This is a genomic window from Schumannella sp. 10F1B-5-1, from assembly GCF_006517535.1.
In the GTDB taxonomy this organism is placed as follows: domain Bacteria; phylum Actinomycetota; class Actinomycetes; order Actinomycetales; family Microbacteriaceae; genus Schumannella.
The window spans coordinates 122,484-138,051 of record NZ_VHQH01000038.1; the positions used below are offsets into that span (position 1 = coordinate 122,484).

General features: G+C 71.5%; 15 protein-coding genes. 11 read left to right on the forward strand and 4 right to left on the reverse strand.

Going from position 1 to position 15,568, the window contains the following annotated elements; all coding sequences use genetic code 11:
• Positions 1 to 9: 9 nt before the first annotated feature.
• Positions 10 to 663, forward strand: coding sequence for an HAD-IA family hydrolase (locus FJ658_RS09460; RefSeq protein WP_141145140.1), 654 nt, complete (start codon positions 10 to 12; stop codon positions 661 to 663).
• Positions 664 to 1,304: 641 nt separating this feature from the next.
• Positions 1,305 to 1,835, forward strand: coding sequence for an FBP domain-containing protein (locus FJ658_RS09465; protein ID WP_141145141.1), 531 nt, complete (start codon positions 1,305 to 1,307; stop codon positions 1,833 to 1,835).
• A gap of 12 nt (positions 1,836 to 1,847) precedes the next feature.
• On the opposite strand, the gene FJ658_RS09470 is transcribed toward FJ658_RS09465, so the two are convergent.
• Positions 1,848 to 3,107, reverse strand: coding sequence for an MFS transporter (locus tag FJ658_RS09470; RefSeq protein ID WP_141145142.1), 1,260 nt, complete (start codon positions 3,105 to 3,107; stop codon positions 1,848 to 1,850).
• Between the two features lie 159 nt (positions 3,108 to 3,266).
• On the opposite strand from FJ658_RS09470, the gene FJ658_RS09475 reads away from it, so the two are divergent.
• Positions 3,267 to 3,668: a helix-turn-helix transcriptional regulator gene (locus tag FJ658_RS09475; protein ID WP_141145143.1), complete on the forward strand. Its 402-nt coding sequence runs from the start codon at positions 3,267 to 3,269 to the stop codon at positions 3,666 to 3,668.
• A gap of 1 nt (position 3,669) precedes the next feature.
• Positions 3,670 to 4,203, forward strand: a complete 534-nt coding sequence (locus FJ658_RS09480) for an SRPBCC domain-containing protein (protein WP_181408401.1) — start codon at positions 3,670 to 3,672, stop codon at positions 4,201 to 4,203.
• Between the two features lie 10 nt (positions 4,204 to 4,213).
• Here FJ658_RS09480 and FJ658_RS09485 read toward each other — a convergent pair whose 3' ends face one another.
• The 3 genes from FJ658_RS09485 to FJ658_RS09495 form a co-directional block, all read right to left on the reverse strand.
• A complete protein-coding gene (locus FJ658_RS09485; protein ID WP_255447655.1) occupies positions 4,214 to 4,657 on the reverse strand; it encodes a DUF3817 domain-containing protein in 444 nt (147 codons plus the stop codon).
• A 387-nt stretch (positions 4,658 to 5,044) separates the two neighbouring features.
• Positions 5,045 to 6,139, reverse strand: a complete 1,095-nt coding sequence (locus FJ658_RS09490) for a PLP-dependent aspartate aminotransferase family protein (protein ID WP_141145145.1) — start codon at positions 6,137 to 6,139, stop codon at positions 5,045 to 5,047.
• A 78-nt stretch (positions 6,140 to 6,217) separates the two neighbouring features.
• Positions 6,218 to 6,826 (reverse strand): hypothetical protein, encoded by a 609-nt coding sequence (locus FJ658_RS09495; RefSeq protein WP_141145146.1) that lies wholly within the window; start codon positions 6,824 to 6,826, stop codon positions 6,218 to 6,220.
• Between the two features lie 259 nt (positions 6,827 to 7,085).
• On the opposite strand from FJ658_RS09495, the gene FJ658_RS09500 reads away from it, so the two are divergent.
• The 7 genes from FJ658_RS09500 to FJ658_RS09530 all read left to right on the forward strand — a co-directional run bounded on the left by FJ658_RS09500 (position 7,086) and on the right by FJ658_RS09530 (position 15,555).
• Positions 7,086 to 8,396 (forward strand): MFS transporter, encoded by a 1,311-nt coding sequence (locus tag FJ658_RS09500; RefSeq protein WP_141145147.1) that lies wholly within the window; start codon positions 7,086 to 7,088, stop codon positions 8,394 to 8,396.
• A 350-nt stretch (positions 8,397 to 8,746) separates the two neighbouring features.
• Positions 8,747 to 9,808, forward strand: a complete 1,062-nt coding sequence (locus tag FJ658_RS09505; protein ID WP_181408402.1) for a sugar ABC transporter substrate-binding protein — start codon at positions 8,747 to 8,749, stop codon at positions 9,806 to 9,808.
• Positions 9,809 to 9,844: 36 nt separating this feature from the next.
• A complete protein-coding gene (locus FJ658_RS09510; RefSeq protein ID WP_141145149.1) occupies positions 9,845 to 11,347 on the forward strand; it encodes a sugar ABC transporter ATP-binding protein in 1,503 nt (500 codons plus the stop codon).
• Positions 11,344 to 12,372, forward strand: a complete 1,029-nt coding sequence (locus FJ658_RS09515; protein WP_219995752.1) for an ABC transporter permease — start codon at positions 11,344 to 11,346, stop codon at positions 12,370 to 12,372. The genes FJ658_RS09510 and FJ658_RS09515 overlap by 4 nt, the downstream gene beginning before the upstream one ends.
• 99 nt (positions 12,373 to 12,471) lie before the next feature.
• On the forward strand, positions 12,472 to 13,038 hold the full coding sequence (locus tag FJ658_RS09520; RefSeq protein WP_141145150.1) for an SIS domain-containing protein: 567 nt from the start codon (positions 12,472 to 12,474) through the stop codon (positions 13,036 to 13,038).
• 190 nt (positions 13,039 to 13,228) lie between these two features.
• A complete protein-coding gene (locus tag FJ658_RS09525) occupies positions 13,229 to 14,068 on the forward strand; it encodes a class II fructose-bisphosphate aldolase (RefSeq protein WP_141145151.1) in 840 nt (279 codons plus the stop codon).
• A 29-nt stretch (positions 14,069 to 14,097) separates the two neighbouring features.
• Positions 14,098 to 15,555, forward strand: a complete 1,458-nt coding sequence (locus tag FJ658_RS09530) for an L-fuculokinase (RefSeq protein ID WP_181408403.1) — start codon at positions 14,098 to 14,100, stop codon at positions 15,553 to 15,555.
• Positions 15,556 to 15,568 lie beyond the last annotated feature (13 nt).

The following is a 15,568-nucleotide window of genomic DNA, read 5'->3' on the forward strand; positions in this document are numbered from 1 at the left end:
AGAGAACCCATGGTGCGCATCCCCGTCGAGGGTCTGCTGTTCGACTGCGACGGCGTGCTCGTCGACTCGATCGAGTCGGCCGGGCGCGCCTGGGGTGTCTGGTCGGAGCGCTGGGCGCCCGAGTTCGACTTCCACCGCGACATCGTGCACGGCGTGCGCGCCGTCGAGACCGTGCGCACCCTCGTCGCCGCCGACGACGTCGAGCGCGCCAACGCCGAGCTCGAGCGCCTCGAGATCGAGCACGTCGAGGGCACCGCCGCGATCCCGGGCGCCGTCGAGCTGACGGATGCGCTGCCCCAGGGAGCCTGGACGGTCGTCACCTCGGGCGCGCGCGAGCTCGCCGCCCGCCGCCTCGCCTCGGCCGGCATCGCCCGCCCCGACGGCATCGTCGCCGCCGAGGACGTGTCGAACGGCAAGCCCGACCCCGAGCCCTACCGCCGCGGCGCCGAGCTGATCGGCATCGATCCCGCCGCCTGCGTCGTCTTCGAAGACGCGCCGGCCGGCATCGCCGCGGCCCGCGCCGCCGGCGTCGGCACGATCGTCGGCGTCGGAGCGGGCGCCGCCGCGGGATCGCCCGACGTGCTCGTCGCCGACCTGCGCGACGTGAGCTGGGACGGCGCGGCGCTCGTCGTCACCCCGGCCGAGCCCGCGCCCGTGGCCTGAGCCGCTGCGGCGGCCGTGCCGCCCGCGGCCCCGCGTTCCGCGCCCGCGCCCCGCGCGCCGTACGCCGTTTCGGATGGAGCGGATCGCCGAGCCCGATGGCGGCTCGGCGGTGCGGTGCATCCGAAACCGCGCACGTCGCGGGGCGGCACCGCGCCAGGTCGTCGCGCCCGGCGCTCGGCGCCCGAGCCTCGGCGTCGCGCGCCGTACGCCGTTTCGGATGAGTGGGGTCGCCGAGCCTGATAGCGGCTCGGAGGGCTCGTGCTTCCGAAACCGCGTACGCGAACGACGCGACGCGACGCGACGCGGCGCGGAGCGGTTGGGCGCTCGGCGCCGCGCGTGCGGTTCGCGTGGAACGGGCGTACCGTGGCCTCTCGTGAACACCGGGATCGCGACGCCCCACGGGCGTGAGGAGGTCGCCGGCGCCGTCTGCGCCGGCACCAGGTAGCCGCGGTCACCCGACCCCGCGCATCCACTGCTCTCCGACACCCGGCCTCGCTGTGCCGGGGTCCCGCTCGAGCCATCGCCCTCGCGTTTGCCGTGAACGCGATCGAGCCGACGCGGGTCGATCAATGGATGCGCGTCCTCACCGACCGTCGCCCGCTCCGCGACCGCGCGCGGGCATCCCGAAAGGCTTCACACCCATGCACTCCTTCGACGAGAAGGCTCTCCGTGCCGCGTTCGTCAACGCGTCGCGCAAGGATCTCAGCGACATGACCCCGCCCGACCTCGGCGTGGTCGACTTCGACCGGCTCGACTACCTGGGCTGGCGCGACCGCAAGCTCGCCCGCCGGGCGTATCTCGTGGTGCCCGTTCCTGAGCTCGATCCGAGCGGCGCACCCGTGCCCGACGGCGCCGAGCGCCTGGTCGGCATCGTGCTGCGCCAGGCCGAGGCCGCGCCGCGCGCGCGGGCCCAGTGCTCCTGGTGCCAGGACGTGCGCCTGCCCAACGACGTCGTGTTCTTCAGCGCCAAGCGCGCCGGTGCGGCCGGCCGCAAGGGCGACACGGTCGGCACCCTGATGTGCTCGGAGTTCGAGTGCTCGGCGAACGTGCGCACTCCGCCGCCGCCGGCCTATCTCGGCTTCGACGTGGATGCGGCGGTGCGAGAGCGCACCGGCCGCCTCCGCGAGCTGGCGGCGAACTTCGGCCGCACGCTGCTCGGCGACGAGGGCTGACGTTCGCCCGGCTCAGGTGGCGCTGCTCCTCAGGCGCAGCGCCACCGCGGTCGCGCACGCCGCGATCACGACGGCCGTGCCGATCAGCACCGCCGGGAACGAGAACAGCGGCGCGAGCACGGCCAGGATCGCGGGCAGGAAGAAGCCGGCGTAGGTCATCGAGTAGTAGACGGCGGTGAGTCCGGCGAGGTCGTGCGGGGTCGCCATGTCCTGCACGGCGCCAAGCCCGAACACCATGCAGGGGCCGTAGCCCGCGCCGAACAGGGGCGCCGCGATGAGCACGGCCGCGATCGCCGTGCCGCCCGAGCCGACGGCTGCCGCGATGAGCAGCAGTGCGCCGCCCGCGATGAACGCGAGTCCGACCACGCCGCTGCGACCGCGGGTGAGTCGCGCGATCGGCGCCGACAGCAGCTGCACGACCGTGCCCGTGCCGAGCGTCACGACGGTCGCGAGCGTCGCGAAGCCGACCCGGAGCGCCCCGGTCTGCTCGGCGACGAGACTCGGCCCGACCGCGAAGGCGAGCGCCGGCGCCGCGAACACCCAGGGGGCGAGCGGCAGCACGACGCGCACGAATCGACGACGGGCGTGGCGCGGGATGCGCAGGTCGCCGAGCAGGGATCGCACGGCCGGGTCGGGCATCCGCGTCTCGGGCGCGCGCAGCAGCACGACGCCGGCGAGCATCGTCGCCGCGATCTGCACCAGGTAGGGCAGCAGGGTCGGCAGGGGAGCGAACTGCGCCAGTACTCCCGCGATGCCGGCGCCGCCGCCGAAGCCGGCCGTGAGCGAGAGCGCCGATCGACGGGCGCCCGACGACGAGCGGCCGGAGGTGACCGACAGCTCCTTGATCCAGCTGCTGCCGACGACCATCCCGACCGCGACGCTGACGCCGCTGACCAGGCGGCCGACGCTCATCCCGATCACGCTGAAGCTGGCGGTCGCCAGGATCACGCTGCCGATCACGCCGATCAGCAGGCCGACGAGCATGACCGGCTTGCGGCCGAAGCGGTCGCTCCAGGCGCCCGCGAGCGCGAATCCAGGCACGAGTCCGATCACGTACGACGCGAGGAACAGGTCGACCTCGACGGTCGAATAGCCGAACACCTGCTCATAGAGCTGCATGAGCGGCACGAAGTGGTTGCCGCCCCAGGCCAGGGCGACGACGATCGGGGCGACCCGCAGCCAGCCGTGCGGTGCGGTGATGCCGGATGCGGGGGAGCCGTTCGATCCGCCGGTTCCGCCGGTTCCGCTCGACGGATCCGGCGTGCTGCTCACCGCTCGACCCTAGCGGCGCGGCGGTTGCGCTCGCGTTGCAGGCGGCGGTCCGCCCGGGCGCGGGTGGACCGGTCGCCGAAGGCCGATCTCGCGCAGAGCTTGACGCGCGCATCCCCGAGGCCGATAGTTAACGCAGTCGTTAAGTGAAACGAGGATGCCATGCCCGCCGACCAGCTCAGCCTCACCTTCGCGGCGCTCGCCGACCCCACGCGACGCGCGATCCTGGGCCGGCTGATCGACGGCGAGGCGACCGTGACCGAGCTCGCCGCCCCGCACGCCATGAGCCTGCCCGCCATCTCGCGCCACCTGAAGGTGCTCGAGCACGCGGGGCTGATCGCGCGGGGGCGCGAGGCGCGCTGGCGTCCGTGTCGGCTCGAGACCGCGGCGCTCGCCGATGCCGACGCGTGGATCGAGCCCTATCGCCGCTTCTTCGGCGCCGCCGTCGGACGACTGGATGCGCAGCTGCGGGCCGAGAACGCGACGGCCGCACATCCCAGGCCCGAGGGCGATACCGCCGCCGTCGAAGAGAACCACCGCCGACTCGACGACGAGGGGAACTGACATGACCGACCACGACAGCAGCAGCGGCACCGCCCGCGGCTTCACCCTCGTCTGGCGGCTGCCGGCATCGCGCGAGCGCGTCTTCCGCGCCTGGACCGATCCCGCCCACCTCGGATGGTTCTTCAACGACGAGCAGCCCGTGCCCTCGGAGCCGATCGAGGTCGATCTGCGCGTCGGCGGAGCGTGGCGGCAGATGATGGTGATCGACGCCGACACCCGCTACGTGACCGGCGGCGTCTACCGCGAGATCGTGCCCGAGGAGCGCCTGGTGTTCGTCTTCGGCGCGGTCGGCGGCTGGCCCGAGCTCGCCGGGCCGGGTATCGACGACGCCCCGCTCACCACGCTGACCTTCGCGGACGCGCGGGTCGACGGCGCCCCCGGCGACGCGTCGCTCGGCACTCTGCTCACGCTCGAGGTCGAGCTGCCCGTGCACGTCGACGAAGAGGTCGCCCGGCGGCTGCTCGGCGGGATGCGGCCCGGATGGATCCAGACCGTCGGCCGCCTCACGGGCGAGATCGGCGGCGCGCCCGCCTAGGCGTCAGGCGTCAGGCCGCGGTCGTCTTCGGCGCGGCCGCGGTCGGCGTGGCGCGGTGCAGCAGGCCGCGGCGGCGCATCCACAGCTCGAGCGGAACGGTCACGAGCGGCGGCACCGCGGCGGCGAGCGCGAGCAGGATGACCCACCAGCGCCAGCGGAACGCGATCGCACACACGATCGCCAGCGCTCCGTAGAGCAGGAACGCGCCGCCGTGCGCCGTGCCGAACACGGTCACGACGTGGTCGGTCGTCTCGGTCACGTACTTGAGGAACATGCCGACCAGCAGCCCGGCCCAGGTCACGGCCTCGAGCGTCGCCACCACGATGAAGACGCGGCCGAGCGGGCTGACCCGCGAGGGCGGCGTCGCCGAGACCAGGCGACGCAGCGGACCCGGCGACGCGGGCGTGGATGCGCGAGCCGATGCGTCGGTCGCGGCGGAAGGGGTGGAGGTCACCGGCGCGGTCCTTTCGTGGAGGGCGTCAGGCGGCGCATCCACGGTATCGACACCGCCTGGGAGCTCCCGGCTCCGCCTCCCGGTCACCACTCGCCGAGATGTCGGGATGTCGAGACGTCGAACTGCCGAGTTGCCCACTTCTGCCGGGTTCTGACGCCGCAACCCGACCGAAGTGGGCAACTCACCCGAATCGGCAGGCGCCGAGATGGTGAGTTGCCCACTTCTGCGGTACTTCGAGCACGACAAGCCGCGGAAGTGGGCAAGTCACATGGATGCGCCGGGCCGATGCCCTCGAGTTGCCCACTTCTGCGGGGTTCGGACGCCGTGACGCGATCGGACTGGGCAACTCGCCTCAGGCGACGGGGGCGGCGTCGAGGCGGCCGGCCCTCAGGCCTCCGCGGCGGCGTCGAGCGCCTGCAGCAGGTCGGCCGCGAGGTCGTCGATGTGCTCGATGCCGACCGAGATGCGCACGAGCCCCTCGGGGATCGTCGCGACCTCGCCGGCCCAACGGCGGCGGCGCTCGAGCGTGGTCTCGACCCCGCCGAGGCTGGTCGCGAAGCGCGCGAGCTGCGCCGCGGCGACGAAGCGCTCCGCGGTCGCGGCGTCGGGGAACACCGGGGCGACGATCGCGCCGAAGCCGGGGTAGCGCAGCTCGGCGAGGGCCGGGTGGCCGCTCATCCGTGCGACGAGCTCGGCCGCGTTCTGGGATGCGCGCTCGACGCGCAGGGCCAGCGTGCGCAGGCCGCGGAGCACGAGGTAGACCTCCATCGGCCCGGGCGTGGCGCCGAGGATGGTGCGGCGGTTCACGAGGCGGGCGTGCAGCTCGGCGTCGCGCACGATCAGGGTGCCGAGCACGGCGTCGCTGTGGCCCGAGAGGAACTTGGTGGCCGAGTGCAGCACGACGTCGGCGCCGACCTCGAGCGGACGCTGCAGGATCGGCGTCGCGAAGGTGTTGTCGACCACCGTGAGAACGCCCTGCGCGTGCGCGGCGGCGATCAGCGTCGGCAGGTCGGCGACCTCGAGGGCGGGGTTGGTGGGCGACTCGATCCACAGCAGGGACGCGCCGTCGAGCTCGGCGAGTACCGCATCCGTGTCGCTGATGTCGACGTAGACCCGGGTGAGCTGGCCGCGCTCCTGCGCCTCGTCGAGCTGGGTGAGCGAGCCGAGGTAGGCGTGGTTCGGCGCGACGACCTTGGCGCCGACGGGCAGCGTCGCGATGAGCGCGTTGGCCGCGGCGAGGCCCGAGGCGTAGACGAGCGCGTCGCCGCCCTCGAGTGCGCCGATGGCGTCTTCGAGCGCCGTCCAGGTGGGGTTGCCGAAGCGGCCGTACTCGAGCTCGCCGCCGCCGATGAAGGTCGAGGCGAACACGACGGGCGTGTTGAGCGGCGCGTCGGGCGTCGGCGCGGGGCGTCCGGCGACGACGGCGGTCGTGGCGGGCTGTAGCGGCGTGCCGGCGTGCGCGGCGGAGTCTGCGGTGCTCATCGGGTCAACCCTGGCAGATGCGGGGGAGTGTGACGTGCACGGCGGCCGGTCCGCCTGCGAGGGCGTGGCCGGATGCGCTCAGTACGCCGGACGCACCCAGTGCAGCGACGTGAGGTCGAGACGACGACGCACGGCCTCGAGCAGCGACTGCACGGGCACGAGGTCGAGGTCGGGCATCCACGAGCGGTCGGTGGATGCGGCACTCGCGGCACCGGGCACGCCCGATGCGCCCGCCGTGGCAGATGCGTCGCCCTCGCCGGCCGCGGTGCGGTCGCTCGAGATGGTGGCGCCGAGGCGCTGGAGCGCCTCCATGATCGGTGCGATCACGTCGCGCCCGTCGTCGTCGGGCTGCCAGCGGTAGCGCTCGATGAGGCCGCGCACGTGCGCGCTGGTGCTGCTGAGGGCCGACGAGAGCTCGACCATGCCGATCGCGAGGAAGCGGGCGCGGGCGCCGGAGGCGTCGATCTCGAAGCGGTGCCCGGGGGCGCCGGCGACGGTCACGGCGGGGGCCGCGGTGACGGTGTCGGGCGCGGCGGCCGCGTCGGCGTCGCGGTTCTCGAAGCGGGCGCCGAGCGCGACCATGTAGTCGACGACGTCGCGCACGATGCGCTGGGCGGTCGTCAGATCGTCGGCGTCGGTGCGGTCGGCGTCGAGACGCGCGACGATCGCGAAGGTGGAGGAGCTCACGTCACCTGCTTCGGGCGGGGATGTTCTGGCCTGATGTGCCGACGCGGTGTCGGCGGGACCTCGTCGAGGTCGCCCCGGTCGGCCGCTGCTCGGTCGGGTCGCCGGCCGGTCATGTCGGGGGATGCGCGGCCGGCGGATCGCGCGCGGCGCACTATCCCGCAGAATACGCCCATCGGAGCTGTGCGCACGCATCCATGTACTCTGTACGTACAGAACGTACAACGGCGTGCGAACATCGTGATCATCAAAGGAGAGACACATGTCCGAGCGTTCGGGCTCCGCGGGAGCACGGCTCCTCGACCGGGTGGGCATCCCCGCCCCGCTGTTCTTCGGCTTCGTCGGAGTGCTGCTGTTCATGATCGGCGACGGCGTCGAGTCGAACTACCTCTCGACGTTCCTCGCCGAGCAGCCGGGCCTCTCCGAGAACGCGGCTGCTATCACGATCAGCCTCTACGGCATCTTCGTCGCGATCGGATCGTGGTTCGCCGGAACCCTGTCGAGCATCCTGGGCCCGCGTCGCGTGATGCTGATCGGCGGCATCGCGTGGATCGTGCTCGAGGTCGTGTTCCTCGTGGTCGGCATCGGCGCGAACGTCACCTGGCTGGCGATCACGAGCTACGCGCTGCGCGGCATCGGCTACCCCTTCTTCGCCTACGCCTTCCTGGTCTGGCTGAACACGGCGACGCCGGCGCACCAGCGCGGCTCGAGCGTCGGATGGTTCTGGTTCGTCTTCGGCGCCGGCCTGCCGACGATCGGCTCGCTCGTCGCGAGCTGGACGATCCCGCACATCGGCGAGATGGGCACGTTCTGGCTCGCGGCGGTCATCGTCGCGGTCGGTCTGCTCGTCGCCTTCTTCGGCGTGCGCGACCTGCGTCACGCCGGCCCGACCCAGCCCGACTCGGCCGGGGCGATGAGCGAGCTCGCGAAGGGCCTGACGATCATCTGGCGTCAGCCGCGCGTGACCGCCGGCGCCTTCGTGCGCCTGGTCAACACGACGCCGAACTTCGCGCTGTTCGTGGTCGCGCCCTTCTTCTTCGTGCAGCAGGTGGGCTTCACGCAGGAGAACTACCTGCTGATCGTCACGATCGTCTACACGGCGAACATCTTCGCCAACCTGTTCTTCGGCATCGTGGGCGACCACTTCGGCTGGAAGCGCACCGTCACCTGGTTCGGCTGCGTCATGTGCGCCGTCGGCGTGCTGGCGCTCTACTACGTGCCTCTGCTGATCGGCCCGAACTTCTGGGTCACGGTGCTCTGCTGGGCCGTGTTCGGCATCGGCCTCGCCGGCTTCGTGCCGCTGACCGCGCTCGTGCCGTCGATGGTCAGGGTCGAGGACCGCGGCAGCGCGCTCGCCGTGTACACCCTCGCCGCGGGACTCTCCGCGTTCCTCGGGCCGGCCCTGGTGGCGCTGCTCGGCGGCGTCGCGCACATCACGACGCTCATCTGGGTCTTCGCGGGCCTCTACGTCGTCGGCGCGATCGTGACCCTGGTGCTCAAGACCGACCAGGATCCGGGCCAGGCGAAGCGCCTCGGCCGCACCGCGCCGGTCGAGGAGACCGCCGCGGCGTGATTCCCGGGCCCGGGCGGCGCATCCGCTGCCCGGGCCCCTCAGATCCGGCGTCGTCCGGTGATCGTGTGGCGCGATCATCGGGCGGCGCCGTCGTCGTTCTCGGGCGCTGGTGCGCGTGACGTCGCCGGCGAATCGGGGCACGCGGCGATGTGGATGCGGGCTCCCGGCCGCGAACACGAGCAGGGCTCCGGGCACGGTTCGATCACGAACGGGGGTAGACGCGGAAGATGATCTTGCGCGGCGCGAGGGATCATGTACCTTCTGTACGGACAAGACGTACAGCCCGCGCGATGATGCCGGATCAACGGAGATCGCGTACACGTCCTGCTACTTCAGAGAGGAAGTCTGCAATGCGCACCACTGCACTGGCTGGAGTCGCCGCCCTCGGCGCCGCCACCCTGCTGCTCGCCGGCTGCTCGACCGGCGGCGCCGCTGCCGGAGACGGCAAGCCCGCCGACACCCAGCTCAGCTACTCGCAGCCCCACACCGACCCGTTCCAGAACGCCGAGAACGTCGGTTCGATGCAGCGGTTCAAGGAGCTCGGCTACGCGACCATCCCGGCCACCAACGCCGACCGCGACCCCGCCCAGCAGATCACCGACATCCAGACCCTCATCAACAAGGGCGCCAAGGGTCTCGTGATCTCGGTCGGCGACGCCGACGCGATCGTGCCGGCCATCGAGTACGCGAACGACCAGAGCGTGCCGATCGTCGCGATCGACGAGGCGCCCGCCTCGGGCAACATCGCCATGATCGTGCGTGCCGACAACGTGCACATGGGCGAGCTCGCCTGCAAGGAGATGGGCGAGCGCGTCGAGGCCGGCACCGCCGTCATCACCCTCGACGGCGACCCGGTCACCTCGAACGGCCGCGACCGCACCAACGGCTTCAACGACTGCATGAAGAAGAACTATCCCGACGTGAAGCTCGTCAACGTCGCCACCGAGTGGGACCCGGCCAAGGCCGCCACCGGCATCGAGACCGCGCTGAACCAGTACGACAACGTCTCGGGCATCTACAACCAGAGCGACGCGACCTTCTTCCCGACCATCCTCGACACCCTCGACTCGCTCGGCCGCCTCAAGGCCGTCGGCGAGGAGGGCCACCTCGTGCAGGTCTCGGTCGACGCCAGCCCGATGGCGATGACCGCCATCCGCGACGGCTACCTGGATGCCGCGGTCGCGCAGCCGATGACCGACTACATCGACTACGGCGCCGACTACCTGATCAAGGCCATCAAGGGCGAGAAGTTCACGGTGGGCAAGACCGACCACGGCAGCGTGATCGAGAAGCGCAACGGCAACCTCGTCGACCTGCTCCCGACCCCGGTCGTGAACAAGGACAACGTCGAGGACCCGGAGCTCTGGGGCAACAAGAAGTTCGCCCTCGAGGCCTTCGGCGCCTCGAAGTAGTCCCCGCTTCCGCACCACCATCGAGACGGAGACGTCATGACAACCGCAACCGCCACCGTGCCCGCGATCGCGATCGATCGCGTCAGCAAGACCTACGGGGCGACGAAGGCGCTGCAGGACGTCTCCGTCTCGATCCTCCCCGGACAGGTTCACGGACTCATCGGCCGCAACGGCGCCGGCAAGTCCACCCTGCTCCGCATGATCACCGGGCTCGAGACGCCCGACACGGGCTCGCTGAGCTTCTTCGGCGAGGAGGCGCCGGCCGCCGCCGACGCCAAGGGCTGGCAGCAGCGCGTCGCCTGCGTCTACCAGCGCCCGTCGGTGTTCACGAACCTCACGATCGCCGAGAACCTCTTCGCCGGTCGCCTTCCGGGCTCGGGCCCGAAGATCTCGTGGCGCACCATGCAGAGCGAGGCCGAGCGCATCCTGTCGGAGTGGCGGATCGACCTCGACCCGCGCTCCCTGCTCTCGGACGCGCCGATCGAAGAGCGTCAGATGCTGACGATCGCGAAGGCGCTCGACGCCGGCACGCGCATCGTGCTGCTCGACGAGCCGACCGTGCAGCTCGAGGGCTCGGCGATCCGCCGGCTCTTCGACAAGGTGCAGGAGCTGCAGGAGGCCGGGGTCACCTTCGTCTTCGTCTCGCACTTCCTGCGCGAAGTCACGGCGATCTGCGACTCGGCCAGCGTGCTGCGGGACGGCAAGCTGCTCTGGTCGCGCACCGGAGACGACGTGCGATCCGACGACCTCGTGGATGCGCTGCTCGCCGGCCAGGAGCAGCGCCGTCACCGCGTCGAGACCGCCGCCGCCTCCGGGGTCACGCCGGCGCTCGAGCTGCGCGGGGCGACCGAGAAGACCGGCGCGTTCACCGACGTGAACCTGCGCGTCGCCCCGGGCGAGCTCGTCGCGATCGGCGGCGTCGGCGGCTCGGGCAAGTACTCGGTCGGCGAGGCGATCGCCGGTCTGCGCCGGCTCGGCTCGGGCGCGGTCGTCGTGAACGGCGACGAGGTCGCGAGCGGCAAGGTCAAGGCCAGCCAGAAGGCGGGCATCGGCTTCGTGCCCGCCGACCGCCACAAGGACGGCTACGTGCCGCAGCTCAGCGTGGCCGAGAACATGACGATGGGCGTGATGGACCGCCTCGCGCCGGCCGGGTTCTTCTCGCCGCGCAAGCAGACCGAGATGTCGGTCAAGCTCATCGACGACGTCGCCCTCGTGCCGCCGAACCCGAAGCTCGCCGTGCAGGGTCTGAGCGGCGGCAACCAGCAGAAGGTCGTGCTGGCGCGCGCTCTCGCCCGCGACCCGCGGGTGCTCGTGCTGATCTCGCCGACGGCCGGCGTCGACATCGCCGCCAAGGACGCGATCTACGCGCTCATCCTGCGCGCCCTCGCCGACGGCGTCGCCGTCGTGCTGATCTCCGACGACGTCGAGGAGCTGCTGGTCAGCTCGCGCGTCCTCATCATGCGCGAGGGCCGTGTCGCGGCCGAGCTCGCCGACCCCACCGAAGAAGACATCGTTCGAGCCATCGAAGGCCTGGAGTGAACACCGTGAACAGCGCCCGCACCACCGTCATCACCGCACCGACGATCAGGAACCCGTTCCTCGGATCGGTCGTGCGCAACGTCCGCGAGCTGAGCGTGCTGCCCGGCCTCGTGATCGTCGCCGTGATCGGCGCGATCGTGAGCCCCGCGTTCCTCACCGCGCCGAACCTGACGCTCATCCTGCGTCAGTCGGCCGAGCTCGGCATCGTCGTGATCGGCCTCACCTTCATCCTGCTGACCGGCAAGCTCGACATCTCGCTCGAGTCGACCGTCGGCCTCGCGCCGATGGTCGCGGCCTGGCTGCTCATCCCGGCCGCCATGGGCGGGCTCGGCACGATGATCAACCCCTTCGTCGCGATCCTGCTCACGCTCGTGATCGGCGCCGCGATCGGCCTCTTCAACGGGCTGCTGGTCGTGAAGGTCAAACTCGATCCCTTCATCGTGAGCCTGGCGATGCTGATCCTGCTGCGCGGCATCACGCTCGGCGTCAGCCAGGGCAAGACCCTCGCCGGCCTGCCCGACGCGTTCCGCTACATCGGCTCGGCCCGCTGGTTCGGCGTCCCCGCCGCCATCTGGGTCACCGGCATCCTGTTCGTGATCGCCGCGCTGGTGCTGCGCTACACCGCCTGGGGCCGCGCGCTCTATGCGATCGGCGGCAACGCCGACGCGGCGCGCGCCGCCGGCATCCGGGTGGATGCGGTGCTCATCACCACCTTCGTCGTCGCCAGCACGCTCGCCTCCTTCGCCGGCCTGATGCTCGCGGGTCGTCTCGCCTCGGTGACGAGCGGCATGGGCCAGAACCTGATCTTCAGCGCCCTCGCGGCGGCCGTGATCGGCGGCGTGCAGCTCACGGGCGGCCAGGGCCGCATCGTCGGCGCCCTGCTCGGCGTGCTGCTGCTGGGCACCCTGACGAACGTGCTGACGCTGGCCGGCGTGCCGACGTTCTGGATCAACGCGGTCTACGGCGGCGTGATCCTGCTGGCGCTCTTCGTCGGCCGCTTCGGCGCTCGCCCGTCGACGACCTGACGGCCGGCGGCCGGCGCGAGCCGGCCGCCGCTCCGCACCGCCTCATCACTCAGCTCGACCAGATCCAGCTCCACCAGATCCCAGATAGGGGAGGACAGCATGTCCGACTTCCGTGAGACCAGCGCCGCCGTCGTCGCCGAGCTCGGCGAGGTGTTCCGTCGCGTTCCGCTCGACCAGATCGACGCCGCGCTCGACGCGCTCGAGAGGCACCAGCGCATCTTCGTGCTCGGCATCGGCCGCGAGGGGCTCGGCTCGAAGGCCTTCGCGATGCGCCTGACCCACTTCGGCAAGACCGTGCACTGGGGCTGGGATGACACCACGCCGGCGGTGACCGCCGACGACCTGTTCATCATGCCGACGGGCCCGTCGAACATCCCGCACCTGCACTACATCGCCGAGCAGGTGAAGAAGACGGGCGCGACGCTGCTGGTCGCGACGGCGGTGCCTGACGGCCCGACCGCGAAGCTCGCCGACATCGTGCTGACGATCCCCGCGCACACCTACGGCGCCGACGACCCGACGGGTCTCGTGCCGACGATCCAGCCGATGGGCAGCCTGTTCGAGCAGTCGCTCTGGATCTTCTGGGACGTGCTCTACTTCCAGCTCGTGCAGCGCACGGGCGCGAAGTTCGAGGACCTCGTCGCGCGGCACCGCAACTTCGAATGAGCCGGATGCGCGGGTGGTCGTGACGGCGCCCGCGCATCCCACTGCATCCATCGCGGCCATTGCTGTCGACCATCTTGTACGTACAGACGGTACGATAAGTACCAGGATCGACGGATGCGGCCTCAGCCGCCCCGATCGCCCCCTCCCGCCGCTGCCGAGCAGCGGCCCCCGAACCGGAAGGACCCCCTCCATGCCTCTCGTCAGCGGACACGACGTCATCAGCGAGTGCGTCTCGCGCGGCCTCGTCGCGGGTGCGTTCAACACCACCAACATCGAGACGACCATGGGCATCGTCGACGCGATCGAGAAGGTCGGCGTGCCGACGTTCATCCAGGTCGCGCCGACCAACGTCGCGCTGTCGGGCTACGAGTACATCTACGACATGGTCGCCCGCCGCCTGGCGACGACGAAGGTGCCCGTCGCCCTGCACCTCGACCACGGCAAGTCGCTCGACGCCGTCGAGAAGGCGCTCGCCGCCGAATTCACGTCGATCATGATCGACGACTCCGAGGCGTCGTTCGACGACAACGTGGCCACCTCGAAGAAGGCCCGCGAGATGTGCGGCACCGCGATCTCGCTCGAGGCGGAGCTCGGCAGCATCGGCGGCAAGGAGGACGACGTCGCCCCCGAGCGCGCCAGCATGACCGACCCGAGCGAGGCGAAGGCCTTCGTGGATGCGGTGGGCAACGACATCCTGGCCGTCTCGGTCGGCAACGTGCACGGCTACGCCCCGAACGCGCACATCGACTTCGACCTGCTCGACGAGGTGCGCCACGCGAGCCCGGTGCCGCTGTGCATCCACGGCGGCTCGGGCCTGCCGGCCGAGGAGTTCGGCCGCCTGCACGAGTTCGGCGTCGTCAAGGTGAACATCGCGAGCGACCTGCGCAACGCGATGATCCGCAGCTTCGGCGAGGCCTACAACGCCAACAACAACGAGAACTCGCTGATCCGGGTCTCGAAGGGCGCGGTCGTGGCGATCTCGGATGTCGTCGAGCGCCGCATCCGCCAGTTCAACCCCTCCGTGGCGTAAGCACCCGGAACGAGAAGGACAGGATCGCCGTGCTCACCACGATCACGGTCGACGTCGGCACCACCAGCGTGAAGCTCGGGCTCTTCGATCCCGAGGGGGTGGCGACGGTCTCGACCTCGCATCCCACCCCGACCGTGCGCGACGCCGACGGCGAGGTCTACGACCTCGACCTGATGGCCGAGCTGATCGGCGGGTTCATCCGCGGCCTCGACGCCGACCGGCGTGCCGCGGTGAAGCGCATCGCGATCACCGGCGTGGGGGAGTCGGGCGGCCTCGTGCTGCCCGACATCTCCCTCGCCTCGCCGATGATCCTGTGGCACGACCAGCGCGGGCTGCCGCTGCTGGCCGGCCTCGACGCGGCCGACCGCAGTCGCGTCTACCGTGCGACGGGGCTGCCGGTCAGCGGCAACTACGGGCTGTCGAAGATCGCCTGGGCGCTGCGGGCCGCCGGCGACGCCGGGCGCGGCGCGCAGTGGCTCAACATCTCCGAGTACATCGCCGCGCGGTTCACCGGCGTGCGCTGGTCGGAGTACTCGCTCGCCAGCCGCACGCTGGCTCTCGACCTGACGACCGCGGGCTGGTCGCAGGATGTGGCGGGCCTGCTCGGCGTGCACGCCGAAGTGCTGCCCGAGCTGCGTCGCGCCGGCGACGGCGTGCCGATGCGCGCCGAGTGCGCGCGCGGCTTCGGCCTGGGCGACGACGTGCTCGTGCACGTCGCCGGCCACGACCACATGGTCGGCGCGGTCGGCGCCGAGCTCGCCCCGGGGGAGCTGCTCAACTCGACCGGCACGACCGAGGGGCTGCTGTTCCTGCACGACGCCCCGAGCCTCGACGGCGACGCCGAGCGCGCGAAGCTCGCCAACGGCATCCACGTCACCGGGCCCGCCGTCGACGACGCCTTCACGCTGTTCGCCTCGATCCCGACCGGCGGCTCGGCGTTCGCGACCCTGCAGTCGATGCTGGGCGTGGATGCGCCGACCCTCGCCGCGCTCTGCGACGAGCTGCACGCCGACTGGGTCGCGGGCCGCGTCGACCTCGACCGCGTGCCGATCGTGCTGCCGCAGTTCCGCGGCAGCCCCAGCCCGGCCAAGAACCCGCGGGCGCGCGGCGCGATCGCCAGGCTCGCGACCGACACGACCCGCAGCGAGCTGGTGTTCGGCGCCTTCGTCGGCATGGCGTGGCAGTTCGCCGACGTGCTCGAGCTGTTCCGCATCCAGCCCGACCGGGTGAAGGTGATCGGCCCGGCCAGCCGCAACGCGCTCTGGCTGCAGCTCAAGGCCGACCTGCTCGGCGTCCCGCTGAGCGTGTCGGGCCACCCCGAGGTCGTGTCGCGCGGGGCGCAGCAGATCGCCTCGGGCGGGTCGGGCGCCTGGACCGACTGCGACCCGGTCGACGTGCTGCCCGATCCGGAGCGCCACGCGGCCCTCGCCGCCTGGGCCGAGACCCAGCGCCCGATCTGGACCCACCTGAAGGCACTTCCCGCATGAGCGTGCAGCCAGC

Excerpts from the sequence above, each read along its gene's own strand:
- FJ658_RS09525 (WP_141145151.1), top strand. The coding sequence starts at position 13,229 with ATGCCTCTCGTCAGCGGACACGACGTCATCAGCGAGTGCGTCTCGCGC.
- FJ658_RS09500 (WP_141145147.1), top strand. The coding sequence starts at position 7,086 with ATGTCCGAGCGTTCGGGCTCCGCGGGAGCACGGCTCCTCGACCGGGTG.
- FJ658_RS09510 (WP_141145149.1), top strand. The coding sequence starts at position 9,845 with ATGACAACCGCAACCGCCACCGTGCCCGCGATCGCGATCGATCGCGTC.
- FJ658_RS09480 (WP_181408401.1), top strand. The coding sequence starts at position 3,670 with ATGACCGACCACGACAGCAGCAGCGGCACCGCCCGCGGCTTCACCCTC.
- FJ658_RS09490 (WP_141145145.1), bottom strand. The coding sequence starts at position 6,139 with ATGAGCACCGCAGACTCCGCCGCGCACGCCGGCACGCCGCTACAGCCC.
- FJ658_RS09475 (WP_141145143.1), top strand. The coding sequence starts at position 3,267 with ATGCCCGCCGACCAGCTCAGCCTCACCTTCGCGGCGCTCGCCGACCCC.
- FJ658_RS09520 (WP_141145150.1), top strand. The coding sequence starts at position 12,472 with ATGTCCGACTTCCGTGAGACCAGCGCCGCCGTCGTCGCCGAGCTCGGC.
- FJ658_RS09505 (WP_181408402.1), top strand. The coding sequence starts at position 8,747 with ATGCGCACCACTGCACTGGCTGGAGTCGCCGCCCTCGGCGCCGCCACC.
- FJ658_RS09460 (WP_141145140.1), top strand. The coding sequence starts at position 10 with ATGGTGCGCATCCCCGTCGAGGGTCTGCTGTTCGACTGCGACGGCGTG.
- FJ658_RS09465 (WP_141145141.1), top strand. The coding sequence starts at position 1,305 with ATGCACTCCTTCGACGAGAAGGCTCTCCGTGCCGCGTTCGTCAACGCG.